The sequence below is a fragment of the Sulfurospirillum oryzae genome (genome assembly GCF_025770725.1).
Classification (GTDB): domain Bacteria; phylum Campylobacterota; class Campylobacteria; order Campylobacterales; family Sulfurospirillaceae; genus Sulfurospirillum; species Sulfurospirillum oryzae.
The window spans coordinates 761,107-785,618 of record NZ_JANZKZ010000002.1 but is presented as its reverse complement, the minus strand read 5'-3'; the positions used below and the strand labels follow the sequence as shown (position 1 = coordinate 785,618).

The 24,512-nt window shown below is 39.4% G+C and carries 25 protein-coding genes; 13 read left to right on the top strand and 12 right to left on the bottom strand.

Annotation, left to right across the window (positions count from 1 at the left end; translation table 11 throughout):
• Nucleotides 1-3: 3 nt before the first annotated feature.
• Together N0B29_RS08345 and N0B29_RS08340 are read left to right on the top strand one after the other, a co-directional pair.
• Nucleotides 4-591, top strand: coding sequence for a phosphoribosylanthranilate isomerase (locus tag N0B29_RS08345; protein ID WP_263833245.1), 588 nt, complete (start codon nt 4-6; stop codon nt 589-591).
• Nucleotides 588-1,391: a 3'-5' exonuclease gene (locus N0B29_RS08340; RefSeq protein ID WP_263833244.1), complete on the top strand. Its 804-nt coding sequence runs from the start codon at nt 588-590 to the stop codon at nt 1,389-1,391. Before N0B29_RS08345 ends, N0B29_RS08340 begins: the two co-directional genes overlap by 4 nt.
• Here the strand turns inward: N0B29_RS08340 and N0B29_RS08335 are convergent.
• The 4 genes from N0B29_RS08335 to uvrB all read right to left on the bottom strand — a co-directional run bounded on the left by N0B29_RS08335 (nt 1,372) and on the right by uvrB (nt 6,653).
• A complete protein-coding gene (locus tag N0B29_RS08335; RefSeq protein ID WP_263833243.1) occupies nt 1,372-1,896 on the bottom strand; it encodes a gamma carbonic anhydrase family protein in 525 nt (174 codons plus the stop codon). The genes N0B29_RS08340 and N0B29_RS08335 overlap by 20 nt on opposite strands.
• A 4-nt stretch (nt 1,897-1,900) precedes the next feature.
• Entirely contained in the window at nt 1,901-4,012 is a 2,112-nt protein-coding gene (locus N0B29_RS08330; protein ID WP_263833242.1) for an RNA degradosome polyphosphate kinase, read from the bottom strand.
• Nucleotides 4,013-4,075: 63 nt separating this feature from the next.
• The gene (locus N0B29_RS08325; RefSeq protein ID WP_263833241.1) at nt 4,076-4,618 is read right to left on the bottom strand and encodes a putative metalloprotease CJM1_0395 family protein; all 543 of its coding nucleotides are present in this window, start codon (nt 4,616-4,618) and stop codon (nt 4,076-4,078) included.
• Nucleotides 4,619-4,676: 58 nt separating this feature from the next.
• Nucleotides 4,677-6,653, bottom strand: coding sequence for an excinuclease ABC subunit UvrB (gene uvrB, locus N0B29_RS08320; protein ID WP_263833240.1), 1,977 nt, complete (start codon nt 6,651-6,653; stop codon nt 4,677-4,679).
• A gap of 62 nt (nt 6,654-6,715) precedes the next feature.
• Between uvrB and N0B29_RS08315 the strand changes: the two genes are divergently transcribed.
• From N0B29_RS08315 to N0B29_RS08280, 8 genes are all read left to right on the top strand, one after another.
• Nucleotides 6,716-6,949 carry a hypothetical protein gene (locus N0B29_RS08315; RefSeq protein WP_263833239.1) on the top strand — a complete coding sequence of 78 codons (234 nt, stop codon included), beginning with the start codon at nt 6,716-6,718 and terminating at the stop codon, nt 6,947-6,949.
• On the top strand, nt 6,946-7,164 hold the full coding sequence (locus N0B29_RS08310; protein WP_263833238.1) for a hypothetical protein: 219 nt from the start codon (nt 6,946-6,948) through the stop codon (nt 7,162-7,164). Before N0B29_RS08315 ends, N0B29_RS08310 begins: the two co-directional genes overlap by 4 nt.
• Nucleotides 7,165-7,243: 79 nt before the next feature.
• Complete coding sequence (locus N0B29_RS13030; RefSeq protein WP_318526699.1) at nt 7,244-7,708, top strand: type II secretion system protein; 465 nt, start codon at nt 7,244-7,246, stop codon at nt 7,706-7,708.
• Nucleotides 7,709-7,750: 42 nt separating this feature from the next.
• Nucleotides 7,751-8,227: a prepilin-type N-terminal cleavage/methylation domain-containing protein gene (locus tag N0B29_RS08300; RefSeq protein WP_263833237.1), complete on the top strand. Its 477-nt coding sequence runs from the start codon at nt 7,751-7,753 to the stop codon at nt 8,225-8,227.
• 5 nt (nt 8,228-8,232) lie between these two features.
• Nucleotides 8,233-10,068: a primosomal protein N' gene (locus N0B29_RS08295; protein ID WP_263833236.1), complete on the top strand. Its 1,836-nt coding sequence runs from the start codon at nt 8,233-8,235 to the stop codon at nt 10,066-10,068.
• 134 nt (nt 10,069-10,202) lie between these two features.
• Nucleotides 10,203-11,267, top strand: a complete 1,065-nt coding sequence (gene ispG, locus N0B29_RS08290) for a flavodoxin-dependent (E)-4-hydroxy-3-methylbut-2-enyl-diphosphate synthase (protein WP_263833235.1) — start codon at nt 10,203-10,205, stop codon at nt 11,265-11,267.
• On the top strand, nt 11,264-12,694 hold the full coding sequence (locus N0B29_RS08285) for a replicative DNA helicase (RefSeq protein WP_263833234.1): 1,431 nt from the start codon (nt 11,264-11,266) through the stop codon (nt 12,692-12,694). The genes ispG and N0B29_RS08285 overlap by 4 nt, the downstream gene beginning before the upstream one ends.
• A 2-nt stretch (nt 12,695-12,696) precedes the next feature.
• The gene (locus N0B29_RS08280; RefSeq protein WP_263833233.1) at nt 12,697-13,959 is read left to right on the top strand and encodes a ComEC/Rec2 family competence protein; all 1,263 of its coding nucleotides are present in this window, start codon (nt 12,697-12,699) and stop codon (nt 13,957-13,959) included.
• Here N0B29_RS08280 and N0B29_RS08275 read toward each other — a convergent pair.
• From N0B29_RS08275 to N0B29_RS08265, 3 genes are read right to left on the bottom strand one after another with little or no spacing between them, the layout of a single operon-like run.
• Nucleotides 13,921-14,724: a YihY family inner membrane protein gene (locus N0B29_RS08275; protein ID WP_263833232.1), complete on the bottom strand. Its 804-nt coding sequence runs from the start codon at nt 14,722-14,724 to the stop codon at nt 13,921-13,923. The two genes, N0B29_RS08280 and N0B29_RS08275, sit on opposite strands and share 39 nt — an antisense overlap.
• Nucleotides 14,725-16,104: an FAD-linked oxidase C-terminal domain-containing protein gene (locus N0B29_RS08270; protein WP_263833231.1), complete on the bottom strand. Its 1,380-nt coding sequence runs from the start codon at nt 16,102-16,104 to the stop codon at nt 14,725-14,727.
• A gap of 7 nt (nt 16,105-16,111) precedes the next feature.
• On the bottom strand, nt 16,112-16,834 hold the full coding sequence (locus N0B29_RS08265) for a plasminogen-binding N-terminal domain-containing protein (RefSeq protein ID WP_263833230.1): 723 nt from the start codon (nt 16,832-16,834) through the stop codon (nt 16,112-16,114).
• Nucleotides 16,835-16,991: 157 nt separating this feature from the next.
• Here N0B29_RS08265 and N0B29_RS08260 point away from each other — a divergent pair, with 157 nt between their 5' ends.
• From N0B29_RS08260 to N0B29_RS08250, 3 genes are all read left to right on the top strand, one after another.
• Entirely contained in the window at nt 16,992-18,158 is a 1,167-nt protein-coding gene (locus N0B29_RS08260; RefSeq protein ID WP_263833229.1) for a peptidoglycan DD-metalloendopeptidase family protein, read from the top strand.
• Nucleotides 18,159-18,360: 202 nt separating this feature from the next.
• Nucleotides 18,361-19,320: a magnesium/cobalt transporter CorA gene (gene corA / locus N0B29_RS08255; RefSeq protein WP_263833228.1), complete on the top strand. Its 960-nt coding sequence runs from the start codon at nt 18,361-18,363 to the stop codon at nt 19,318-19,320.
• A gap of 4 nt (nt 19,321-19,324) precedes the next feature.
• Entirely contained in the window at nt 19,325-19,894 is a 570-nt protein-coding gene (locus N0B29_RS08250; protein WP_263833227.1) for an NUDIX hydrolase, read from the top strand.
• Between the two features lie 21 nt (nt 19,895-19,915).
• Here the strand turns inward: N0B29_RS08250 and N0B29_RS08245 are convergent, their stop codons facing one another.
• The 5 genes from N0B29_RS08245 to N0B29_RS08225 all read right to left on the bottom strand — a co-directional run bounded on the left by N0B29_RS08245 (nt 19,916) and on the right by N0B29_RS08225 (nt 24,406).
• Nucleotides 19,916-20,335: a TOBE domain-containing protein gene (locus N0B29_RS08245; RefSeq protein WP_263833226.1), complete on the bottom strand. Its 420-nt coding sequence runs from the start codon at nt 20,333-20,335 to the stop codon at nt 19,916-19,918.
• 51 nt (nt 20,336-20,386) lie between these two features.
• Nucleotides 20,387-20,578 carry a hypothetical protein gene (locus N0B29_RS08240; RefSeq protein ID WP_263833225.1) on the bottom strand — a complete coding sequence of 64 codons (192 nt, stop codon included), beginning with the start codon at nt 20,576-20,578 and terminating at the stop codon, nt 20,387-20,389.
• A gap of 116 nt (nt 20,579-20,694) precedes the next feature.
• Nucleotides 20,695-21,630 carry a hypothetical protein gene (locus N0B29_RS08235; protein WP_263833224.1) on the bottom strand — a complete coding sequence of 312 codons (936 nt, stop codon included), beginning with the start codon at nt 21,628-21,630 and terminating at the stop codon, nt 20,695-20,697.
• Between the two features lies 1 nt (nt 21,631).
• Nucleotides 21,632-23,479, bottom strand: a complete 1,848-nt coding sequence (locus N0B29_RS08230) for an AAA family ATPase (RefSeq protein ID WP_263833223.1) — start codon at nt 23,477-23,479, stop codon at nt 21,632-21,634.
• A 54-nt stretch (nt 23,480-23,533) separates the two neighbouring features.
• Nucleotides 23,534-24,406, bottom strand: a complete 873-nt coding sequence (locus N0B29_RS08225; protein WP_263833222.1) for a carbon-nitrogen hydrolase — start codon at nt 24,404-24,406, stop codon at nt 23,534-23,536.
• Nucleotides 24,407-24,512 lie beyond the last annotated feature (106 nt).

Sequence of the window (24,512 nt, the reverse complement as noted above, 5' to 3'; positions counted from 1 at the left end):
CAGATGTGGGTTAAAATCTGCGGTATTACCAACCTTGAAGACGCACTATGTGCGACAGAAGCAGGGGCTGATGCCCTTGGTTTTGTCTTTTATCCAAAATCCCCTCGCTACATTACACCTCAAAAGGCGAAAGAAATTGCGGAAAAACTACCTTTACATGTAAAGAAGATTGGGCTTTTTGTGGACGTTACACCCGAAGAAGTTAGCTTTACATGTAAAGAAGCGCAGATGGATATGGCGCAGATTCAATTTGAAGTGGATGAGGCATTTTTTAATGCTTTAAAAGTGCCTTATGTTCGTGTTGTGCGTACGCGAGAACCTCGTGATGTCGAACAGTACGAAGGCTTAATCAGACTCGTTGACGCCTATGTGGAAGGGTTTGGTGGAGCAGGGCAGAGAATCGATCTTTCATGGTTTGAAAACAGTGATAGAGACAACATCATCCTAGCAGGTGGTTTGACTCCTGATAATATCGAGCAAATTAAACCTTTAGGCTTTTATGGGGTCGATGTGAGCAGTGGCGTTGAAAAATCTAAAGGCTTTAAAGATCATGATAAAGTGAGAGCATTTATACAAAGAGCTAAAGCGTGAGAGCACTCGATAGCTACATCTATAAGATGACACAAAAGCCCATTTTTCACAAAGAATTTTTTGCCAAAATGCACACATTTAAAGAGCTTGAACATGTTGATGTTGAAGATCTTTCTATGCTTAAACTTTTGGGACTTCCCATTACCAAATACAACAACTACGCTTTTACCCTTGAGACACTCACGACTCCTATATCGCAAGGGAAGTTTTGCATTGTGGATATTGAAGCCAATGGTAGCAAACCAACATTGCATCAGATGATTGAAATTGGGGCGGTGATGATTGAAAACGGTAAAGAGGTGGCGCAGTTTTCTTCTTTGATCAAAACCGATATTTTACCCGATAGCATCGAACAACTCACTGGCATTACCCTTGCAGAACTGCAACATGCACCTTCTCTAAATTCTGTTTTAGAAGCATTTCGACTTTTTATTAAAGATGCGGTATTTGTGGCACACAATGTGAACTTTGACTACTACTTTATTTCCTATTCGTTAGAACAAGCTGGGTTTGGCCCTCTTTTAAACCGCAGACTTGACACGATTGATTTGGCGCGAAAATGCATCCAAGCACCTAAATATGGTCTTGGTGCGTTGACTGAATATTTGGGGATTGGGTTTGAAAACCATCATCGAGCGCTTTGTGATGCCCGTGCTACGGCTCAAGTATTTTTTAAAGCGTTGGAAAAATTACCAGAAGATGTTCAAACGGTAGAGCAGTTGATTGATTTTACCAAACCGCAAAACCAAAAAAAGAAGAAAAAAGAAAAGCCTGCTAAACCTACTGATACATCGCTTTAAATTTGACGTAATTGTCGGCTGAATGGTAAAGCGATGCGACCTCTTCATCACTGAGTTCACGTACGACTTTTGCAGGATTTCCCATAATGAGTGAACGTGGTGGGAACATTTTGTTTTTAGTGACCAATGAGTTGGCTCCAACGATAGACTCTTTGCCAATAACTGCGCCATCTAAAATCGTCGCACTCATACCGATGAGGCAAGCATCTTCAATCGTGCAACCATGCAACATGACACGGTGTGCTATGGTGACGTTATCGCCAATGACTGTTGCAAAGCCATCACTACGATCAGCTTTTTTAAAGTGTGTTACATGAATCATGCTAAGGTCTTGGATAGAGGTTCTCTTTCCAATAGTGATGGAGTTTACATCGCCTCTGATGACACACCCAAACCAGATGGAGCTTCCCTCACCGATGACCACGTCACCGATGATGTCAGCACTGGGTGCTACAAAAACGTCAGAGGCAATGCGAGGCGATATTCCTTGAAACTCCATAATCATAAATTTAACTCTCTTTAAAAAGACGACGCGCGAGTTTCTCCGCTTTGTGGGAGCTGGTGTCTTTCTTTTGGGCTTTATAGATTTTATTCATATAGTCTTCCAAGACCGTATGGTTATTGATAGCACGTTCATCTGTTGGCTCGATTTCGGTGTATTCACCATCATTTCCTAACTCCCAACTGAGCACATTGTCATTGAGCTGAAGCTGTAATATCTCAAAGAGCTTTTGCTGTAACGCTTTATCAAAAATAGGCGTCATAAGCTCCAGCCTTCGCTCAAGGTTACGAGGCATCCAATCCGCACTTGAGATGAATGTTGTGGTTGGATCACCATTTTTAAAGTAGAAAATACGCGCATGTTCCAAGTATTTTCCGATGATAGATTTGACACGAATGTTCTCACTAATCCCTTCAACTCCTGGTCTTAAACAGCAGATACCACGAGCGATAATGTCGATTTGAACACCTTGCATCGAAGCATTGTAGAGTGCTTGAATCACGTCAGAGTCGACTAAAGAGTTCATTTTGACGATGATGCGACCCTCCGTTCCATTTTTAGCTTCATGGTTAATAAGGCTAATGATTTTAGGCTTAATCTGTGTCGGCGACATCGAGAGCGTGTCGAGCTTTTTATGCTTTGAAAAGCCCGATAGAATGTGGAAAAACATCGTGCCGTCTTTCGCAAAATCTTCTTTACATGTAAAAAAGCTGGTGTCGGTATAAACACGCGCCGTTGCACCATTGTAGTTACCGGTGCTAAAGTGCATGTAAAATTTAAGCTTGCCATCTTCTTCTTGACGAATGACCTGCGCGATTTTAGCGTGGACTTTAAAGCCTGTAATACCATAAACCACGTGCGCACCCGCTTGCTCTAACGCTTTAGCCCAATGGAGGTTATTTTCTTCATCAAAACGTGCTTTCAGCTCGACGACAGCGGTAACTTGTTTACCATCATTGGCAGCATCGATCAATGCCTGAACGATCTGTGAGTTTTTCTCGACACGGTAAAGCGTCATACGAATAGAGACAACTTTAGGGTCTTTTGAAGCTTCTCGAATGAGTCTTAAAACAGGATCAAAACTCTCATACGGATGGAAGAGTAACACGTCGCCTTTGTCAATGACTTTAAACACAGACTCATTGGTATCAAAAGGAGGCAATGTTTTTGGGTTGTACGGAGGCAAGGCAAGATGCGAAAAGTCTTTGTTGCCCACAATTTGCCAAAGAGCTCCAAGATTGAGTGGAATTTTATACGTATAGATGTCTTTAAAGAAAATCTGCATGTGAGAATTTAAAAAATTGAGCAGATCTGGGTCGGTTCCTTCTTGGATATTAAGGCGCACAAAAGCTCCTTTACGACGAAGCTTCAACCCTTGCTCCATAATCATCATAAAATCATCTGCTTCTTCTTCTTCGATGACCATGTCGGCATTTCTTGTAACCCTAAACGCGGCAGAAGCGATGAGTTTATACCCTGGGAAAATCTCTTCAGTATGTTTTCGCACAATGGTTTCGATAGGCACGTAGGTGTTGTCCCCCGCTTGAAAAAAACGTGGAAGAACGCGAGGAATACGAATCATGCCGTATTTGTAATTGCCTTCTTCTTCGCTTTCATTGTCTTGAAGTTTAACCGCGAGTGAAAAACTAAGATTGTTGAGGTGCGGGAAAGGATGTGTTGCATTCACAGCAATGGGAACAATCACTGGCAAAATATTGGAGAAAAAATAGTCATCTGAAAGTTTTGCTAAAGCCGGGCTCAAGTCATCATAGTCGGTTACAAAAAGGTTCTCTTTTTCAAGGTCCTTGACGATCTCTTCATAGCTACTTTGAATAATTTCTTTTTCGCTTGCAAGGTAAGTTCTGATTTCTCTGAGTTGATCCAAAGGCGTTTTTTGATCCGCTCCTGTTTCAATGACACCAGCACTAAAAAGTTGTTTAAGACCTGCAACGCGAATCATGTAAAATTCATCAAGGTTGGTGGCGTAAATGGCTAAAAACTTGAGTCGCTCAAAAAGGGGTAACTCTTTTTTCATGGATTGAGCAAGGACTCTGGTGTTAAACTTGAGCCATGAAAGCTCGCGGTTAAGGTACAGACTAGAGTCGGTTAAATCAGGCACGTTTTATCCTTTTTAAAAAGTACCAATTATTTTATCAGAAAAAAGTTATAAAAAGGTAACGTTTTAGGCGTAATTTGAAAAAAGTGAGGTTGTATCTTCATTATTAGCAGAGGAATAGCTCTCCTTCGGCTTTGCTAAGAGTTCGGCTTGTTTTAGACGAGCGACCTCAAGTGTTGCCATCATTTGAAGCATCGAAGCGGTGGACGCGACTTGGTAATCCGTAGGGCTTGGGTCACTAGGCGCGAGGGCTGCTGCTCGTACGGTTTGCATTTTGGTGACAGTCTCTTCGGGTGTTGCTCCCTCTGACGTGTCGATGCCAACTTCACCACCTACGGCATAGAGCCTTTCATCGGGCGCTTTTTCATAGGAAAAAACTGCTCCACTGCGAATAACGCCACCCCCTGCGGCGATGTGGGCATTTTCGTGCGCACGCACTTTTGTATCAATGGCTTGAAGTTCGGCAACTAAGGCTTTTTGAGCAGCAGTCAGTTCGTTTGTATTTTCGTCTTTTTTTTGAGACGAAGAGGAGGCTGTTGTTTTATCCGAAGAGAGGGAGGTGTTGTTGATGCGTAAGTAAGAGGCGTTTAAAAAGCTTTCTATTTGCATAGTATTCTCCTAAAACGAGTCTATTTTACTCCAAAATTCCTTTACATGTAAAGAGTTTTTACATTTTTTTTAATTTTTCGATCTGATCGCGTAATTTTGCTGCTTTTTCAAACTCCAAAATCTTTGCCGCTTCGTGCATTGCTTTGGTGAGTTCAGCGATAATCTTCTTTTTTTCACTCGGTGGAATTTTGTCTTTTTTATCATACGTGTTGTAGATGTCAGCGTGCTCTTCGAGTTTAAGATTTTCATCCATTTTACGCGTGGTGCTGGTTGGCGTGATGCCGTGTTCTGTATTGTAAGCTTCTTGAATCGCACGCCGCCTGAGCGTCGTCTCTATCGCTTTTTGCATCGAATCGGTAATTTTTTCGGCAAACATAATGACTCGACCATTAAGATTACGAGCAGCCCGCCCCATCGTTTGAATGAGACTCGTTTCAGAACGTAAAAAGCCTTCTTTATCGGCATCCAAAATAGCGACAAGGGAAACCTCAGGAAGATCAAGCCCTTCACGAAGGAGGTTAATGCCCACAAGGACATCAAACTCTCCGACACGTAAAGATCGGATGATTTGGTTACGCTCAATCGCGTCGATGTCAGAGTGCATGTATTTGATCTTAATGCCTAAATCGGCGTAATAGCGTGTCAACTCCTCAGCCATCTTTTTTGTAAGTACTGTGACTAGCACTTTTTCATCTTTACATGTAACTTCTTTGATCTTGTCAAAAAGGGTTTCCACTTGGTTTTTACTGCTTAAAATTTCCACCTCAGGATCAAGCAGACCAGTGGGGCGGATGATCTGCTCTGCGGTGTTTTCGCCGCTGAGTCCTAGCTCTAACTCTTTAGGTGTCGCACTGACAAACAGATAGCGTGGTGCTTTGTTGATAAACTCATCAAACATTAAAGGGCGGTTATCCAAGGCACTAGGAAGCCTAAAACCGTACTCGACAAGCACTTCTTTACGACTGCGATCACCTGCGAACATACCTCGGAATTGCGGAAGACTGACGTGCGATTCATCGACGATAACAAGATACTCTTTATTCATTGCCTCAAAGTAGTCAAATAGCGAGTAGGGCGTAGCACCTGGCTCAATGCCTGTGAGGTAACGTGCGTAGTTTTCAACACCTTTACACGCTCCAGTACTTTGAAGCATCTCAAGGTCAAACTCAACACGTTGCTTAAGGCGTTGGTATTCGACCAGGTTGTCCTCTTTTTTGAAGTATTCGAGGCGCTCACCCAGCTCTTGCTCGATGGATTTGATGGCTTTTTGAAGTCTCTCGTGTCCGACGATGAACTGGTTTGCGGCATAGATGACGACTTTACCCAGGTTTTGCAGTTTTTTGTTGAGAAAGACTTCAAAATAGTTGATGCTCTCCACTTCATCGCCAAAAAACTCGACACGAACCGCCTCTTCTTCACTGTATGCAGGATAAATGTCGATAACATCGCCACTGACTCTAAAACAGCCTCGATCAAAAAAGGTGTCATTGCGTTTGTAGCCCATGTCCACAAGTCGCAAAAGAAGCTTTTTTTGGTTGATAGTATCGCCTTTTTCAATGACTTGCACCATCTCTTTATATTCGCTTGGATCGCCTAACCCGTAGTTGGCTGAAACCGAAGCAACACAGATGACATCATCAAAACTAAGCAAAGATGCGGTAGCACTAAGGCGCAAACGCTCTAATTCTTCGTTGATGGAGCTGTCTTTCTCAATAAATAAGTCACTGCGTGGAATGTACGCCTCAGGCTGATAATAATCGTAATAGCTGATAAAATACTCCACATGATTTTTAGGGAAAAAGCCCTTAAATTCGCTGTAAAGTTGTGCCGCAAGCGTTTTGTTGTGCGTCATGATAAGAGTAGGCATCTTCAATTGTTGAATGATTTGTGCCATGGTATAGGTTTTACCACTGCCTGTTACCCCAATGAGGGTTTGGTAACGGCTTCCTTTTTTGATGGAGGCAACGAGTTTATCGATGGCTTGTGGCTGGTCGCCCGAGGGCTGATAGGGACTTTCTAAATAAAATTCGCTCATAGTTGATACTTTTCCCATTATTTTGTTACAATTATACCAAACAGACCACAATGGAGTCCTAAATGTTTGAAGAAGAGAGAAACATTAGCACATTAAGCCAAAAGATAACGGAACTTTTGGAAAAATACAAAGACCTTTTGGCTCAAAATGAAGCCCTTCGTCAAGAAGTGGTCAAAGCAAAAGCAATGGCAGAAGCTAAAAATGTGCAAATTGCAAAGCTAGAGCAAGACCTGATCAATAAAGACGTCAATGCCGATGATCTTCTCAGTAAAATTGAAGCAGTGCTCGGTCGATGAGTAAGATAACCATCAGCCTTGGTGGCAAAGACTTTGACATCAAGTTAGAAGGTGCATTTGCTGTGCAGTTTGAAGAGGATTTTAAAGAGAAGTTTAAAGGTAAAAGTACCATTGACCCTAAAGAGCTTTTGTTTGCGTATGTGGGTAAATGTTATGATAACTTTATGCTAGAACAAGAGATCACAACGCTTGTCAAGAAGATAGAAGAGATTTAAGCCCTGCTTTAAAAAGATTGTATTAGAATGACATTCAATGGTCTATAAGTGTATAGGCTAAAAAACAAAAGGAGTTACAATGAAAAAAGGTTTCACGATGATCGAACTTATCTTCGTAATCGTTATTTTAGGTATCTTGGCAGCAGTGGCTATCCCAAGATTGGCAGCAACGAGAGATGATGCAAAAGTTTCTGCATCTGCTACAAATATTGCAACAATGTACTCAGATTTAGGTTCATATTTTACATCTCAAGGTCATTGGGCTGGCGAAACGAATACTTCAACCGGTACAGCAGATAATGTTGATGTAGCACAGTTTAAAAGTATGACGAACGTAGCAGATGCAAATGCTACAGATGGTGTCATATCATTTTATATTGATAGTACGAAATGCTTTGATGTTACACTTGATAGAAATGGTACTTTAGGTTCAGTTGCGAATAAAGGAAACTCTACAGTGTGTACAGAAGTTATAAATCTTCCTAATGTTAAAGCATTAATTGATAGTAATCAAACTTTTGGTGGGCAAAAAATTACTCGATAATTCTAAGAGGAGGGATGACTCTCCTCTCTTTAAGGTTGCATTGTGAAAACACACACTTCTGCATTTACAATGATAGAACTTGTTTTTGTTATTGTTGTACTTGGTATATTATCAGCTATAGCTATTCCAAGACTTGCTGCAACACGTGGTGATGCTTACATTACAAAAGGACGTTCTGACGTTTCTGCTATTCGTAGTGGAATTGCATTACAGCGCTCAAAAAATATGCTTGAAGGCAATGTTCAAGCAAATGGTACTTTTTTCCCTACAAATCTTGATGGTATTGCAGCAGCGAGCAATGAGGGTGATAGACTTTTTAATGTTAGTGATGGAAATGCTTCCAACATTTTAGAGTATCCCATTTTTTCACAAAATAGAGATGGTGGTTGGTTAAAAACGGGTGTTAACGCATATTCTTTCACTGTGGGTGGTGTGGCAACTGCTTTTACATATACCAACACAAATGGTCTTTTTAATTGTACTGCAAACAATGCTAATTGTAATGATCTTACCCGTTAGTTAATGTGTTTTACTACCATATTGCTCTTTTAAAATCCCCTCTTTCTCCTTTAACCTATCAGTCTGAGCAAATGCTTCAGGTTGGTACTATTGTCGAAGTTACGCTTTCCAAACGTACTACGCAAGGTGTTGTGATTGCTTCGGTTGAAAAACCTGAATTTGAATGTGAGTCTATCTCTCTTACATGTAAAATATTTTACCCACAAAAAACAGTTGAACTTGCTCGTTTTATAGCAGAGTATTATGTTTGCTCTTTGGGTGAAGCATTAAGTCTTTTTGTCCCTTACTCACAAAATGCTTTACATGTAAAAGAATCTATTGCAACGGACATAAAGCTTTCAGATGAACAGCAAAAGGCGTATGATTTTATAGAGGCACAGAAGGCATCCCTGCTTTTTGGTGACACGGGAAGTGGTAAGACTGAAATCTATATGAAGCTTTTTGAAAAAACCATTAATGAGGGCAAGCAAGCCATCTTCTTGCTTCCTGAAATTGGTCTTACACCTCAAATGAAAAACCGCCTAAAGCATCATTTTGGCACGCGTGTTGCCATTTGGCATTCAAAGATTAGTGCGAAGAAAAAAGAGCAGATACTTAGTGACCTTGAAGAGGGTAAAGTCTCCATTATCGCAGGAACGCGCTCTGCGCTTTTCTTGCCACTTTCGCATCTTGGTTTGATTGTGGTGGATGAAGAGCATGATGAGAGCTATAAGTCGGGAAATCGTCCTCGTTACAACGCGAAAGATCTAGCACTTCTTTTTGGTCAAAAACTCGGATGCAAAGTACTTTTAGGCAGTGCAACGCCTACACTTGGGAGTTTTCACAAAATTCCAACCTTTAGACTCAAAGGTACTTTTTTTGACTCTCAAAGCTACATCATGTACGATGATGGCGAGCATGGGCTTAGTTACAAGATGACAGAAGCGATTCAAAAAGCATTGAATGCCAAAAAGCAAGTCATCGTCTTTTTGCCAACACGTGCGAACTTTAAGTACATTACATGTAAAAGCTGTGGCGCGAACGTCGAGTGCCCGTTTTGTAGCGTTGGGATGAGCATTCATCATAATATGAACGCGCTTAAATGCCACTATTGTAATTACACCGAAGTGATTCCCAAAGTGTGCCCCAAATGCGGGTGCGAAGAGATCGTGGCAACACGCATGGGAACGGCGGAAGTGAGCCAAAAACTTACGGAGCATTATCACGAGCATGTCGTGCAACAGTTTGATCGCGATGAGGTACGAACAGAGAAAAAACTCTCTGAAATTTTGAGCGACTTTAATGAGCATAAAATTGACATTATGGTGGGAACGCAGATGCTCTCTAAAGGGCATGACTATCATGGTGTGGGGCTTGCCGTCATCCTTGGTGTCGATGCCCTTTTAGGTATGAGCGATTTTAGATCGCGTGAAAAAACCTTAGCATTGGTGCAACAAATTGCAGGACGAGCAGGGCGCAAAGGGTATGGAGAGGTGCTGATTCAGAGTAAAAACAGTGACTTTTTTAAGCAGTATTTGAGTGATTTTGAACAGTTTTTAAATGATGAGTTGGTGTTTCGAAAAGGGCTTTATCCACCGTTTAAAAAGATGCTGAGGCTTATGAGTTCTCACGTTAAAGACGACAAAGCTAAAGAGTTGATCGAAAAAGTAGCCCTCATCGCACAAAATTTCCCACAGGTGGAAGTGGTGGGATACGGTAAAGCTAACATCTCTAAAATCGCCAATAAATACCGCTACGAACTCTTAGCGCGCAGTGATTCAAGCAAAGCGTTACTCGAATTGGCACATGCAGTAAAACTTTTACATGTAGAAGCAGATATAGACCCATTATCATTTTCTTAATATGAACAAGGTATAATTTATTTTTACAACGCCAACGAAGCAAAGCTCCTTTTGGCTACGCTAGCCGCTGTGGCACTAAAGCTTGCCAACCATGTTGGCAGAATTTATTTGTAGCATAAAGTTTAGGATAAACAATGATAAAACGATACCCAACCAAACAAATTTTTGTTGGCAATGTCCCCGTGGGAGGCAATGCCAAAATACCTGTTCAATCGATGACTTTTTCTAAAACACACGATGTGGAAGCTACGGTGGAACAAATCCGTCGTTTGCATTTTGCTGGAGCTGACATTGTGCGTGTGGCTGTGCCTGATTATGATGATGCATACGCACTGAAAGCCATTAAAGAGCGTTCAAGTTTGCCTTTGGTTGCAGATATTCACTTTAACTACCGTTTGGCGCTTATTGCCGCGGAAGTGGTGGACTGTATTCGCATCAATCCTGGCAATATTGGCAACAAAGAGCGTGTTAAAGAGGTGGTTAAAGCGTGCAATGAGCGAAATATTCCTATTCGCATTGGTGTGAACAGTGGAAGCTTGGAAAAAGAGTTCGATGAGAAGTATGGACCCACCGCTAAAGGGATGGTGGAATCGGCTCTGTATAACATCAAATACCTTGAAGACCTTGGCTTTACCAATATGAAAGTTTCACTCAAAGCCAGCGATGTCGAGCGCACCGTTGAAGCGTACCGTATGCTGAGACCTCTTGTTGAGTATCCGTTTCATCTTGGTGTTACGGAAGCGGGGACACTGTTTCACTCAACGATTAAATCTTCCATTGCGTTGGGTTCTCTTTTGCTCGATGGTATTGGCGACACTTTGAGAGTTTCCATCACAGGCGAGCTTGAAGAAGAGATCAAAGTAGGGCGTGCCATTTTAAAAGACAGTGGTGTTGAAGCAGAAGGTTTAAACATCATCTCGTGCCCAACATGTGGGCGTTTGGAAGCCAACCTTGTTAAAGCGGTTGCTGAAGTAGAGCGTCGTACCAAACACATCAAAGCACCACTCAATATCTCAGTGATGGGATGCGTGGTGAATGCCATTGGCGAGGCTAAACATGCCGATGTCGCCATTGCGTTTGGAAAAGGGCAAGGGCTTGTGATGGTCAAAGGCGAAGTCGTGGCAAAACTCAAAGAAGAAGACCTCGTCGATAAATTTTTAGAAGCCGTAGAGCTTGCTGCCAAGGAGTATAAAGCATGAGCAATCTGCACAATGTCAACATAGAACGCTCGGTTCTTAGCTCCATTTTATTTAACCCTGCAACATTTGAAGATGTCGCTGCGCTGATTGGTGCGAAAGATTTTTATTTGCCAAGTCATCGTTATATTTACGAAGCGATGGAGGCATGTGAGAGGGAAGACCTGCCGATTGATGAGGAGTTCATCAAAAAAAAGCTTAACCAACAAGGGCGTTTTGATGAAGACGCGATGCTTGAAATTCTCTCTACCAATCCTCTGCCTGCCACCAAAGCGTATGTGGAGGAGATTCGTGAGAAGGCGATTAAGCGAGAGCTTGTACAGCTGACCAGCGACATCAAAGAGATCGCGGTTGAGAAAGATTTGCCATCGAATGAAGTGGTTGATTTGGTGCAACAAAAGCTTTACCAAATCACGCAAGAAAGTGGTTCTAAAGAGTTCCGTGAATCACCAGAGATGACGCATGCGACCATCGCACACATTCATGAGATGAAAAAGCGTGGAAACTCTGGTGTTGTAGGAGTTGATAGTGGTTTTGCTGAAATCAACCGTTTGACTTCTGGTTTTGGCGAGGGCGATCTCATCATTGTTGCGGCGCGTCCGGCGATGGGAAAAACGGCTTTTTGTTTGAACTTGGCGCAAAATGCGTTAGATCGAAGCAAGGGTGTTGCGATATTTTCCCTTGAGATGCCAGCAGAGCAGTTGATGCTCAGGATGCTCAGTGCTAAAACTTCCATACCGCTTCAAAAACTTAAAGTAGGTGACATGAGCGATGAACAGTGGGGAAGACTCACGAGCGCTGCGGATGAGATGAGTAGGCGAAAATTCTTTGTGGATGATAACGGCTCCGTGGATATTCATAAAGTCAGAGCAAAGCTTCGAAAGCTCAAATCCCAACACCCTGAAATCTCACTTGCGATCATCGACTACTTGCAGTTGATGAGTTCGGCGGGAACGAGAGACAGGCATATCGAGGTGAGTGACATCAGTCGTGGACTGAAGCTTTTAGCTAGAGAGCTTAACATCCCTATTATCGCACTTTCGCAGCTCAACCGTGGGTTAGAGGCACGTAGCGATAAACGCCCAATGCTGAGTGACCTTAGAGAGTCAGGTGCCATCGAGCAAGATGCCGACATGATCTTGTTTGTTTACCGTGATGATGTTTACCGTATGCGTGAAGAGAAAGAGAAAGAACAAAAGGCTAGAACTGAGGGCAAAGAGTACAAAAGTGACTTTTTTGAAAGACCTGAAGAGTTAGCCGAAGTCATTGTCGGTAAAAATAGAAATGGACCTGTTGGTGTTGCCAACCTTGTCTTTCAAAAAGCGTGTACGCGCTTTGTGGATGGCGGAAAAAATTCTATTCCGATCGAAGTCGTCCAATATAACGCCTCCATTTCTCAAGAGGCAAAGATTAGCTTGCCTCCATTGTAATCATGCAAAACGTACCACTCTTTGTCAGCAAAAAGGAATTTTTTCTGACACTAGCAGTGGTGCTTTTTGTTGCTTCGTGTTCCCTTTTTTTTGAATTTTACCACTTCCAAAAACTAACTCAAAATGCTTTACATGTAAACACTGCCACGGTGCTCAATCACTACACAAAAACCAATGAAAAAGGGCGCACCTACGATGTTTTCAAGCTCAAACTCGATGGCAGTGGTGCGGAAGTCTACACCACATCATGGCGCGTTACATCCACACCTCTCAAAAGCCGTGTAAAGGTGAAACTCAAAGTCGATAAAGTCACCTTTTTAGACTATCTCAAAGGCTTTTTTGCCCCTTCATTGTCGTTGTATGAAATCTACGAAGATGACCCACCGCTTGATGTAAAACCGCTTTATCGTTGGGTTGAGCATCAACATGAAAATGAAACGATAGCAGAGTTGTATAAAACGCTCCTATTTGCGACACCTATTTCAAAAGAGTTACGTGAGGAGGTTCAAAAATGGGGTATTTCACATCTGATCGCCATTAGCGGTTACAATGTCGGGGTTATCTCATTTTTGCTTTTCTTTTTTCTCAAACCACTTTATCAGTTTTTTCAAAGTCGTTATTTTCCCTACCGTAATGTCAACGCAGATCTTACAGTGGTGGTGCTTGTTGTGTTATTTGCCTACATGGTCATCATCGACTTTGTTCCCTCCTTTTTAAGGGCATTTGCGATGAGTGTTTTAGGTTTTTTCTTTTATTCAAGAGGCATAAAAGTGCTTTCATTTCAGATGCTTGGTCTTACATCACTTGGACTTTTAGCACTCTTCCCAGCGCTTCTTTTTTCGCTCTCTTTTTGGTTTTCAGTAGCGGGTGTTTTTTACCTTTTTCTTTTTTTACACCATTTTCAAAGTCTCAATCGCTGGGTATTGCTTGGCATCATTGATCTTGGCGTTTTTCTCCTAATGGTTCCCATCGTTCATACCTTTTTCCCTGTCTTTACCTTTTTGCAACTGACATCGCCACTCTCAAGCCTTGTGTTTATCGTCTTTTATCCGTTAGGTGTACTTTTACATGTAATGAATCTTGGAGGAATTTTAGATGCGTATTTGCTAGACTTTTTACATGTAAAAACGGGAAGTTATCTGTTGAGTTTTCCGTGGTGGATATTGGTTTTATATGTAGGAGTTTCACTTGTGGCAATACGCTACAAAGTGGCATTGTATGGCTGTTTAGGCTTTGCTTTTCTCAGTCTCTTTTTCATTCAATAAAAAGCAAAATTTTAGACCGTAAAGATAGATAAACCATGAAAAATAGATCCATAAAAAGAAGAAAAGCAAAATGCTAAAAGAGCCATAAATGCTCAAATACGTTTTGTTGTAGGTGACATAATAGACGAAAAGAATTTTAGAAATATACCAGCACAAAGAGGCGGTAAATGAAGAAAGTAGGGCACTCTTGAGGTGGATTTTGATTTTAGCGGAGACACTGTACATAATAAAATAGAGTCCCCATACGATAAAATAAGGCGTATAGCGAAGGAGGTTGATAGAGCTCGTCACTTCGCTGCTTTCTAACACTTGTTGCGCTACCGCAGAGCTGTAAAAGAAGATGATAAGACCAAGAGGCATAAGCGTCACCATTGTCCAGTAGGTGGTGAGTGCTTCCCAAAAACTGCGCGTTGGAATTTCAAAAATTTTACTCACAATTTTTTCATAATCCAAAAAAAACATAATAGAAATGTAAAGGACAAAAATAGTACCTACAACGCCCATATTACCCGTATTTTCCATAAAATCACGCAGGTAGTGGATCATCACATCTTGTTGTGTCGGAATGAGTGAGCTAAAAATAAAAGCTTGAAGTTTCTCGTAGTAAACTTCAAAAAGAGGCATTTTGGTAAAAATACTAAAGGTTATAAGCAGAATCGGAATAAGCGCTAAAATGGTGTGAAAACTCAAAGAAGAGGCGTAGTGTGCAAGTTCTACGTCTCTGAGCTTTTTGAAAAATTCGACACAATTTTTAGCGCTTAACAATTAGAGTCCCATTTTTGAAGGATTTAAAATATTGTTAGGATCGAACGCTTTTTTGATGGATCTGAAAAGTTCCATTTCGCCATCACTAAAAGCGAGGTGCATAAATGGTGCTTTGCTAAGTCCTATGCCATGTTCGCCACTAAGTGTTCCCCCAAGAGCTACGGTTGCTTTAAAAATCTCTTCGATGGCATGGTGTCCGATCTCAAGTTGTTTAGGGTCACTGCCATCTACCATAACATTGGTGTGAACATTGCCATCGCCTGTGTGTCCAAAACAAGGGACGGTGACATGGTATTTTTCAGAAATTTTACCGATCTCTTTAAGAAGTGCAGGAAGCTTGCTACGTGGAACAGTGATGTCTTCGTTGAGCTTTTTACTGCCATAAATGTTGATACATTGGCTGGCATTTCGTCTGGCAAACCAGAGGTTTTTAGACTCTTCAGCACTCCCAGCTCGTTTAAAACCACTGCATCCGTTTTCAGCAAATGCTTTTTCAATGACATCGAGTTGTTGTGTAAGTTCATCTTGTGTATTTCCATCAACATCGGTGATGAGAATAGCACCAGCATCTTTTGGAAGCCCTTTGTTGTATTTTTGCTCAACAGCATTAATAGAAAGATTGTCCAAAAATTCCATCGCCACAGGCGTAACACCTGCTGCCATTGTTTTATAAACAGCATTCATAGCATCATCGACACTTGGAAAAATTCCCATAGCCGTTTGTGACATTTTAGGTTTAGCGATCAGTTTGAGGGTAATCTCCGTAATACACGCAAGTGTGCCCTCACTAGCAATAATAATACCAGCGATGTTATAACCAGCGACATCTTTAATGGTACGTTTTCCCGCACGGATGATCTCTCCATTGGGAAGCACGGCACGAAGTGCCATGACATAATCTTTGGTAATGCCATATTTTGCGGCTCTCATACCACCCGCATTCTCACTGACATTGCCACCGATAGTAGAGTACTCTTCACTTGCAGGATCTGGCGGATAAAAAAGTCCTTGTGCCTCAACCGCTTTTTGCAATGCCATGTTGATGACACCGGGTTGTACAACAGCAACCATATTTTCCATGTCAATCTCTAAGATTTTGTTCATGTGTTTTTCAAAAGCTAAGATAATTCCGCCGTTTGCAGGCAATGCACCTCCTGTGAAGCCACTTCCAGCTCCACGAGGAGTGATGATGATGTGATGCTCGTTACAATACTTTAAAATAGTACTTACATCTTGTTCATCTCTTGGAAAGAGAACGGCATCAGGCTGGTAGCGTGTACGTGTTGCATCGTAACAGTAGGCAATCAAGTGCGCTTTATCGTCATAGACATTGTCAATGCCAAGAAGGTTTTTAAAATAGTCAATATGTTTTGCTTCCATGATGCGATTACTTCTTACTAATAAGTGTTGTGTAATAGGTATTATAGTCACCAATTTTTGAACTGTCCCAGCTAAACCAAGATGTATCGATATTTTTGATACGTGCATAAAAAGGAAGTTGAATTTCACCATTGTTAGAAATAGAAACGGTTTGAAGCGTATTGAAATTATGGCAATCTACAAAGTATCCTGTGTTGTTGATACCAAAGAAAATAATCGATGCAGCATTTTGGTAGCATGCTTGTTGAAAAATCTTTTTATCTGGATTTGGACGATACAGTTTTGTTAAATAAGCTGCAACGATGTCTGGGTGAACCCATGTAATCGTGTTGAATTTTTTGGTCACTTCTGTGTAAACATTTTGATTTGGAGTAATAATAAGCGCGCGGTCATAAAGATAGTTGATAGTCACTTCATCGCCAATAGCTGGTTTGACGCCCGTGTCGGGAAATGCACCTTGTGAAAGCATCTCAAATTTTTCAATGCGTAAAACGGCTTTTGTACCATCTTTGCTGATAACATCAACACGTGCAATAATACTTGTACTTCTCGCATCAAATTTATGGCTAACAATACCACTGGCACCAACGACAAATTCTGAAGAGTCAGCGATAATAATTTGTTTTTCATTCGCCTCTAAGACTTTTGTTTTGTACTCACTGAAAAAAGACTGAGCCTGAGCAAAAGTACCAAATAAAAACAGACACACAACCAAAAATAGCTTGTTCAACGGGAACTCCTTGAAGGGTACATAACACCCCTTTTATTTTTATGAGAGAGATTATACTATAACTGTTTTAAAAAAACTTCTTTATTTGTAAGTGAAGTGTTTTAGGCATTTTGTAAGATTTGTTCAGATAAAATCGAAAAAGAACTAGGAGGTGCGAATGGCAAAAATCTTAACATTATTATTTCTTTTTTTATCGTTTGCCCAGGCTTCTTACGTTGAAGAGTTAAAGTGGCCAAAAGGTGAAACGTTTCTTACTTTTTTAGATAAAAACCATTTACCATCATCTATTTACTATACCTTAGATAAAGAAGAACAAGAACTTGCCGCGGAGATCGTTGCGGGAGTAAAATATCATGTTCTCAAAAGTGAAGACAACCAGTTGGAACAAGTTTTAATTCCTATTGGTGAAGAGCTTCAAATGCATCTCAAGAAAAAAGATGACAAGTTTGTTATGGAAATTACGCCGATCATTTTACAAGAAGAAAAGCGTACTTTAGCGATTGAGATTCATAACTCACCGTATGTTGACATTTTAAACGCAACCAATAGTTATGGTTTGGCCAACGAATTTGCCCAGTCTTTTAAAGGCGAAATCAATCTTCGCAACCTACAAAAGGGCGATAAATTGGTTTTAGTGTATAAACAAAAACGTCGACTTGGTAGAGCATTTGGTTCTATAAAAATAGACGTATCAATGATTGAAACAGCCAAAAAGAAAAACTATATTTTCTATTATAAAGAGAACTATTACGATGCAAAAGGACAAGAGCTAACCAGTTTTTTACTGGCAAATCCTGTGAATTATACACGTATTTCATCTCCCTTTACACAAAACAGATGGCATCCCATTTTACAAAAGTACCGTGCGCACTTAGGAGTTGACTATGCTGCGAGTGTTGGTACTCCCGTTAAAGCTGCAGGCAATGGAAGAGTTGTTTTTGCAGGGGAAAAAGGTGGGTATGGAAATACCGTTGAGATTACCCACGATAGCAGTTATAAAACACTTTATGGACATCTTAATGGTTTTGCAAAAGGGCTTCGTAGCGGACAGAGCGTGAAGCAAGGTCAGGTCATTGCGTATGTTGGCAACACAGGACTGAGCAGTGGACCGCATTTACATTTTGGTTTGTATCGTAACAGTGTCGCGATTAATCCTGCGAGTGTTGTTAAGATTGCTAAAAGTGCGTTAAGTGGTAATGAACTCAAAGCCTTTATAGATTATACTTCTGGACTTAGAAAAAAAGTTGAGAGTGCGCTAGAAAGCGATACGCCTCCATTTAAAGAAGAGAATTTCAATCTCTCAGTGCCTTTTGAAAAAAGTTGATTTTAGCATTACATGTAAACAAAATGAAACCATTTTGCGATAAAATAAAGCTCTTGCAAAAAAAGCAAGAAGTTTTCTGCCTCGAAAGAGGCAAACTTTTCACAGAAACTTTGGGCTTTGCCCTTGTTTTGCGCCATAGCGCGAGTGTAGTCTCTTTGGCTTTGCCTAAGAAGTGTTAATAAATGATCAAAAAGAGTCCACTATGATACGATGTTTTTTTAAGAACAGTAATAAACTTGAAGTCGTTACCGATCTAAGTGAATTTGATGGTGACGAAGATAAAAAGAGCAAAGTTGTTTGGCTTGATATGCTCCTTCCAACAAGTGAAGAGATCACTTTTGTCGAAAAGACATTTGGTATAGACTTCCCAACAAAACAAGAATCTGAAGAGATCGAGATATCTTCACGCTACTGGGAAGAAGACAAAAAGATCGAAATCAACAGTTTCTTCTTGATTACCGATGAAGACAATGCGCACAATGAAACCGTTTCATTTATTTTGCAGGACAATCTGCTTATTTCTATTCGCTATAAAGAACTCAAAACGTTTGAAGAGTTTAGTAAGCGTTTTTACTATGCGCCTCGTGAATTTAAAAACGGCTACTACATCTTTTCACAGCTTTTAGATATTAGAATTGACGCCGATGCTGACGTCATCGAAAAACTCTCCAAAGATATTACACGTTTACGTAAACACGTTTTTACAGATTATACCAATGATGATGCCGAGATGTTGGAAAAAATCTCCTCTTTTGAAGATCTTAACATGAACATCCGTGAGAACCTTATGGATAAACAGCGTATCCTAACCTCTTTTATCAAATCAACCAAATACGACGCTTCTTTGCGCAATGACATTGTCATCATGCTTAAAGATATTAAGTCGTTGATTGATTACAGTGAGTTTAATTTTGAAAGATTGGATTATCTCCAAAATATCTTCTTAGGTGTTTTGAATATTGAGCAAAATAAAGTCATCAAAATCTTTACCATTATGAACGTTATCTTCCTTCCACCAACGTTGATTGCGAGTATTTACGGTATGAACTTCGATATTTTACCAGAGCTTCGTTGGGATTATGGGTATGCTTTTTCGCTGGTCTTGATGGTGCTTTCTGCGGTTTCACCTATTTTGTATTTCAAGAAAAAAGGCTGGATTTAAACGTATGGAACATACGATTGAGGTGCTTAAAATTGAAGAGTGCATAAGCTCGGAATATATCAAACCTAAGAGTATGTACTACTTGCATAACAGTATAGAAAAACGCTGGGATATCGTCGATACACACGATAGTGTTGCGATTCTTTTGTACCACAAAGATTTAGATTCATTTGTTTTTGTTAAGCAGTTTCGTCCCTCCATTTACCTTAAAAATAACGATGGCTTTACGTATGAGCTTTGTGCTGGCATCGTCGATAAAAATAAAAGCCTCATTGAAATTGCCCAAGAAGAAGTTTTAGAAGAGACGGGCTATGATGTTTCACTTGAGGATCTCAAAAAAATCACCTCTTTTTATACGGCTGTTGGTTTTGCTGGCGGTCTTCAAACGTTTTATTTTGCCATTATTGATGAGAGTATGAGAGTCGGAGAGGGTGGTGGCATCGATAGTGAAAACATTGAAGTGATCTACCTAAAACGTGAAGAAGCACTGAATTTTATGTTTGATGAGAACATCGCGACCACATCAGGCTTGATGTTTGCGCTGATGTGGTACTTTAAAACACGTGAAAAATAGTTTACATGTAAAGCGTAAAGCTTAGTTAACGCCTACTAAAATGCTTGAAGCTTTGATGATCGCATAAACACTATCACCTTTTGCGAGTGCTAAATCTTTTTTTGCATCTTCTGTCACAATCGCTGTAACAATTAACCCAGCAGGTGTAGAGATGATAACTTCACAGTTAACTGCACCATCTTTGATTTCAGTGACAGTACCTTTGATTTTGTTTCTTGCACTCACTGCAATGTCAGCTTTTGCAAGAAGAACACTCTGCGCTTTAAAAATACAAACTGCTTCGCCACCTACTTTTAAATCAAGTGCATTCATAGCATCAAGGGTAACCACAGAAACAATTTTATCGCCACTCTTTGTAGAGACAACAACTTCACTGTTTACAGGTCCATTTTTAACTTCGACCACTTTTCCAACGATTTGATTTCTTGCGCTTATTTTCATAACATGCTCCTTGAGATTTAATGAAATTATGTCACGTAGTGTTATGTAATGTCAATTACCAACGGTAGTGCTTTTCGGTTCTGATAGCAGTTTTTCCGATTGGGCAATTTTGTCAAATGAAATATACGATGCAAAACATTTGTAAGTCAGGTAATAAAGAGTACCAACCACTGCAATAATACCCGTCGTAACAATAAAACTTGAGAAAACAGCCGATAGAAAAATAGAATAAACTTCACTCATCGTATTGCTCCTAAATCAATTAGGCATATTATATCGTAGTATTTATAAATATATAACGATAAGGTGATTTGTTTTTAAGCAAATGAAAAATTGAGTGCTTTACATGTAAGGGGTTTTTAAATAATCTCTAATTGCTCTAAAATGTCTTTGGTAAGTTTGGAAAGCGGACGCTTGCCCAAATCTTCATCGCTGATGTACCCACCAAAGATCAAACGCAGTAAATCTTCTTTATTTTTAAAGAGCGTTCCCTCGTAGTTTTTCATCAGCTCTTCGATGTAGCTTTCGTTGTACATTTCGGATTTGATAAGAATTTCGGAGACAATATCTTTATGTTCATTGTAGAGATTTTGCAGATTAAAAACTTCAATGTGTTTATTTACTTTTTCATCTTCTGATATTGGTTTTAGCTCAAGCAAAATTCTATCTTCATCAAAAAAATTGCTATTTCCCTCTTCTTTGTATTTTATACCTTGGTATTCAAATTTTGCATGATCGTTAAAGCTTTCTAAAAATGGATAAAAAACCTCTTCTTGTTTAGCTGATTTTCGTTGATTACATGTAGAGCAACTGGGTATTAGATTGTAAACACTTACAGCTAAAAAAGGGTATGTTTTTTTATCGAAAAAATGGTCAAGTTGTGCCGTTGCATTTAGTTCTTTTCCTTTTTTGAAGTTGAAAATATAATTACGGTTACAATATGGGCAAACTTTTATGTCAAGCTTTTTGATATGTTCAGGCTTTTTAAGTCGTGAATACATTGTAAAAAAATAGTCTTTTTCCGTTGGTGAAAGTTCAACTCTTTTGAGATTTCTATTGATGTATTCTGTGATTTTTTGAAGGTAAGTGTAATCTGCTTTGATAACTTTTTCAAAAGAAATGTCGGGATCAAAGGCTTTGAATTTATTTTTGATAAGTTTATCTAGTTCAGACCATGATATTGTCCATAAAACTTTTTTATCTTCACTTTTTTCTAATCGGTTGTTCGTAAACATTGCTTCAATCGAAGTATAAAATTCATCAATCGTTTTTTGTGAAAGATTAATCTTGTGCATGTTAATGTTCTTCAAGCTTTCGTTGAAGTTCGGCTATTTGTTGTTTAATTTTTTCAACTTCACTCAAGCGTTTGCTGTCTAGCATCTTTTGAAGTTGTCGTTTTAAAATTGGCTCACCAATAATTGAGATGATATTTTCACAATAATCTGTCTCATCTTTTGTGAGTTCTTTTTTGTTGAGGTATTTAATGGCTTTATTGATTTTTTCTTTCGCAAACTCGCCCATAAGTCCATCTTCCATAAAGAAAGCATCGCTTAAAAGCGTATGAATATTTGCTCCAAAGGTTTGTTTTTTATCTCTTAGCCCATCAAGGACTTTGCAATTGCCATTTTGATCTCTATCTAAAAAAACAATATTTTGCGATGGAATATCGGACAAGATAAAAGGAGAGTGTGTTGCAAATAGTAAGTGAAATTTTATTTTTTCATTTGAATAGTAGAAAGTTAAAAGCTCTAGAATATATTTTAAATAACGTTTTTGCCAATCAGGATGTAGCCCTAATTCAGTCTCTTCTAAAATTATCAGAAAACTATCATAACTATGTCTTTGTGCATTTATAATGTTATTAATATGATATGTTATTTCAGTAAGTACCATTAAAAGGTGCTTTTCACCAAAGCTTAATGATTCAAAACTTTTTTCATTATCATAAGGTTCTATATCTATCCATCCAGGAATTATTTGTAAGAAGTCTTCGTCAAATTTTGCGATATGTATAGCTTGCTTAGAAGAATTTAGTGCCTCTAATAATAAGCTGACATTTTTATTGTTAATATCTTTCAATAAATGATGAAATTTGATAGCATTTTCAAGCTTTACGTGAGAAAAATCTATAGCTTCATTTTTGATAGGGATTACATTATCAATTGAAGATAGTAAATCCTTTATATTTACTTGTATATTAATTGCATCATCAATGTGTTTCCAAAGCTCTTCAAATCTTCGATCGTTTGTTTTTGTAAATGGTCTATATGATTTTTTGATAATGTAAAGTAGATTAATAATTTTTATAGTTTCAAGGGTATATTCATTTTCGCTATTTTTACTTTTTTCTATTTCTGTACTAAATTGGTTATCGTATAAAAATTTTTCTTTATAGTATATATCTACTTTTAATTTATTAAAGGAAAGCGACATCTTATTTGCTCTAAAAAAATTCTGCTCTAATTGATTTGGGTTTAATTTTTCTTGTTCATAAAAATGAAGCAAAGCTAATCTATGCTTTGTCAAATAATAAGATCTAGCTATATCTATAGAGTATTCTACTTTTGTAAGCACAATACTATCCATGTGTGAACTTGTAAACGGTTTCTTAGTTGGTGTTACAAGAATAGGTAAACTATAGTGGTCATTACGATGATATAGTTCATCTGTCCATCTTTCATATTTTCCATTATTTAAAATTTCTGGCATAAAATTGAGATACATAGTATAAAAAGGGTTGTCTCCAAAGTTTGATGCTATAAAATCAATTTTGTGTGTTTGATTCTTTAAATTTTCTATATTTGAAAAACATTTAAAAGTGCCATCGTTCATTTGAATTAAAAGTAAAATTTGTTTTTGTAAAAAGTTCTCTTTATTTTCTTGCATTTGGGTAGCATTTGGGAATTTATAGTTAACTAAGAGTGAAGCTAAAATATTTTTTAAGACACTGCTTTTTCCAGCACCATTTTTTCCAACAATAGCCGTAACATTGATATTTGGAGGAAAAACACTTATGGGGTCGGGCTCTTTCTTATCAATCGTTAATGTGCCATTTTCATAGTTACATGTAAACCTCGGCGAAAAATTAAACCCCTGATTCTTGATGTTTTTATACTCTTCAACCCACAAATAAACCAGTTCCATGCTCACTCCAAAGGTTGACATGTAAAGCTTGGAGTCTTTACATGTAAAAAGGTTTTAGTCGATAAATCGTTTCGTCAAATCCCCATAAGTCTCGATTCTGCGGTCACGCAAAAATGGCCAGATGCGTCTGACGTGTTCGCCTCGCGCTAGGTCTATGTCGACGATGAGCACTTCTTCTTGGTCGTGGCTAGCTCGTACAATGATCTCGCCTTGTGGGCCTGCTACAAAAGAGTTGCCCCAGAAGCGGATGCCGTCAAGCACACCGTGATTGTCTTCTTCTTTGCCGATGCGGTTTACGCTGATAACGGGTACACCATTACTGATGGCGTGACCGCGTTGTATGGTCTCCCATGCGTCGCATTGTCTTCTTTGTTCATCTTCCATGTCTTCATCGAACCAACCGATGGCTGTGGGGTAGATGAGCATTTCAGCACCTTTTAGCGCCATCAAACGAGCTGCTTCTGGGTACCATTGATCCCAACAGACGAGAAGTCCTAGTTTCCCCACACTGGTTTGGATGGGTTCATAGCCAAGATCACCAGGGGTGAAGTAGAATTTTTCGTAAAATCCTGGATCATCGGGGATGTGCATTTTGCGGTATTTACCAGCGACCGTACCATCTTTTTCAAAGACGACAGCGGTGTTGTGGTAAAGTCCAGCAGAGCGTTTTTCAAATAAAGATGTGACTAAAACGACGCTATTCTCTTTAGCAACATCTGACCAAAAAGCGATGTCATCTTCCCACGAATTTGCGAGGTCAAAACAGCTTACATCTTCGTTGATGCAAAAATAGCGGTCTTGATGAAGCTCTTGGAGTACGACAAGTTCTGCACCCTCTATGGCAGCTTTTTGGATGAGTGAAACGGTTTTGGCTATGGTTTTTTCTTTGGTACTTTCAACGGCGTGTTGGATGAGTCCGGCTTTCATAAAATCCACCTAGTATGAGTTGTTTTGAATAACTTATTCTACATTAATAAGCTTTTAATCCGTTTTAACTTACAATCTTGATGAGCATTATCAATTAAGGATTTTT

Coding starts and splice junctions, on each gene's coding strand:
- N0B29_RS08240 (WP_263833225.1), bottom strand. CDS start 20,578: ATGAGTGAAGTTTATTCTATTTTTCTATCGGCTGTTTTCTCAAGTTTT.
- uvrB (WP_263833240.1), bottom strand. CDS start 6,653: ATGAGCGAATTTTATTTAGAAAGTCCCTATCAGCCCTCGGGCGACCAG.
- N0B29_RS08310 (WP_263833238.1), top strand. CDS start 6,946: ATGAGTAAGATAACCATCAGCCTTGGTGGCAAAGACTTTGACATCAAG.
- N0B29_RS13030 (WP_318526699.1), top strand. CDS start 7,244: ATGAAAAAAGGTTTCACGATGATCGAACTTATCTTCGTAATCGTTATT.
- N0B29_RS08250 (WP_263833227.1), top strand. CDS start 19,325: ATGGAACATACGATTGAGGTGCTTAAAATTGAAGAGTGCATAAGCTCG.
- N0B29_RS08325 (WP_263833241.1), bottom strand. CDS start 4,618: ATGCAAATAGAAAGCTTTTTAAACGCCTCTTACTTACGCATCAACAAC.
- N0B29_RS08245 (WP_263833226.1), bottom strand. CDS start 20,335: ATGAAAATAAGCGCAAGAAATCAAATCGTTGGAAAAGTGGTCGAAGTT.
- N0B29_RS08230 (WP_263833223.1), bottom strand. CDS start 23,479: ATGGAACTGGTTTATTTGTGGGTTGAAGAGTATAAAAACATCAAGAAT.
- N0B29_RS08345 (WP_263833245.1), top strand. CDS start 4: ATGTGGGTTAAAATCTGCGGTATTACCAACCTTGAAGACGCACTATGT.
- N0B29_RS08260 (WP_263833229.1), top strand. CDS start 16,992: ATGGCAAAAATCTTAACATTATTATTTCTTTTTTTATCGTTTGCCCAG.
- N0B29_RS08335 (WP_263833243.1), bottom strand. CDS start 1,896: ATGATTATGGAGTTTCAAGGAATATCGCCTCGCATTGCCTCTGACGTT.
- N0B29_RS08315 (WP_263833239.1), top strand. CDS start 6,716: ATGTTTGAAGAAGAGAGAAACATTAGCACATTAAGCCAAAAGATAACG.
- corA (WP_263833228.1), top strand. CDS start 18,361: ATGATACGATGTTTTTTTAAGAACAGTAATAAACTTGAAGTCGTTACC.
- N0B29_RS08280 (WP_263833233.1), top strand. CDS start 12,697: ATGCAAAACGTACCACTCTTTGTCAGCAAAAAGGAATTTTTTCTGACA.
- N0B29_RS08235 (WP_263833224.1), bottom strand. CDS start 21,630: ATGCACAAGATTAATCTTTCACAAAAAACGATTGATGAATTTTATACT.
- N0B29_RS08285 (WP_263833234.1), top strand. CDS start 11,264: ATGAGCAATCTGCACAATGTCAACATAGAACGCTCGGTTCTTAGCTCC.
- N0B29_RS08225 (WP_263833222.1), bottom strand. CDS start 24,406: ATGAAAGCCGGACTCATCCAACACGCCGTTGAAAGTACCAAAGAAAAA.
- ispG (WP_263833235.1), top strand. CDS start 10,203: ATGATAAAACGATACCCAACCAAACAAATTTTTGTTGGCAATGTCCCC.
- N0B29_RS08270 (WP_263833231.1), bottom strand. CDS start 16,104: ATGGAAGCAAAACATATTGACTATTTTAAAAACCTTCTTGGCATTGAC.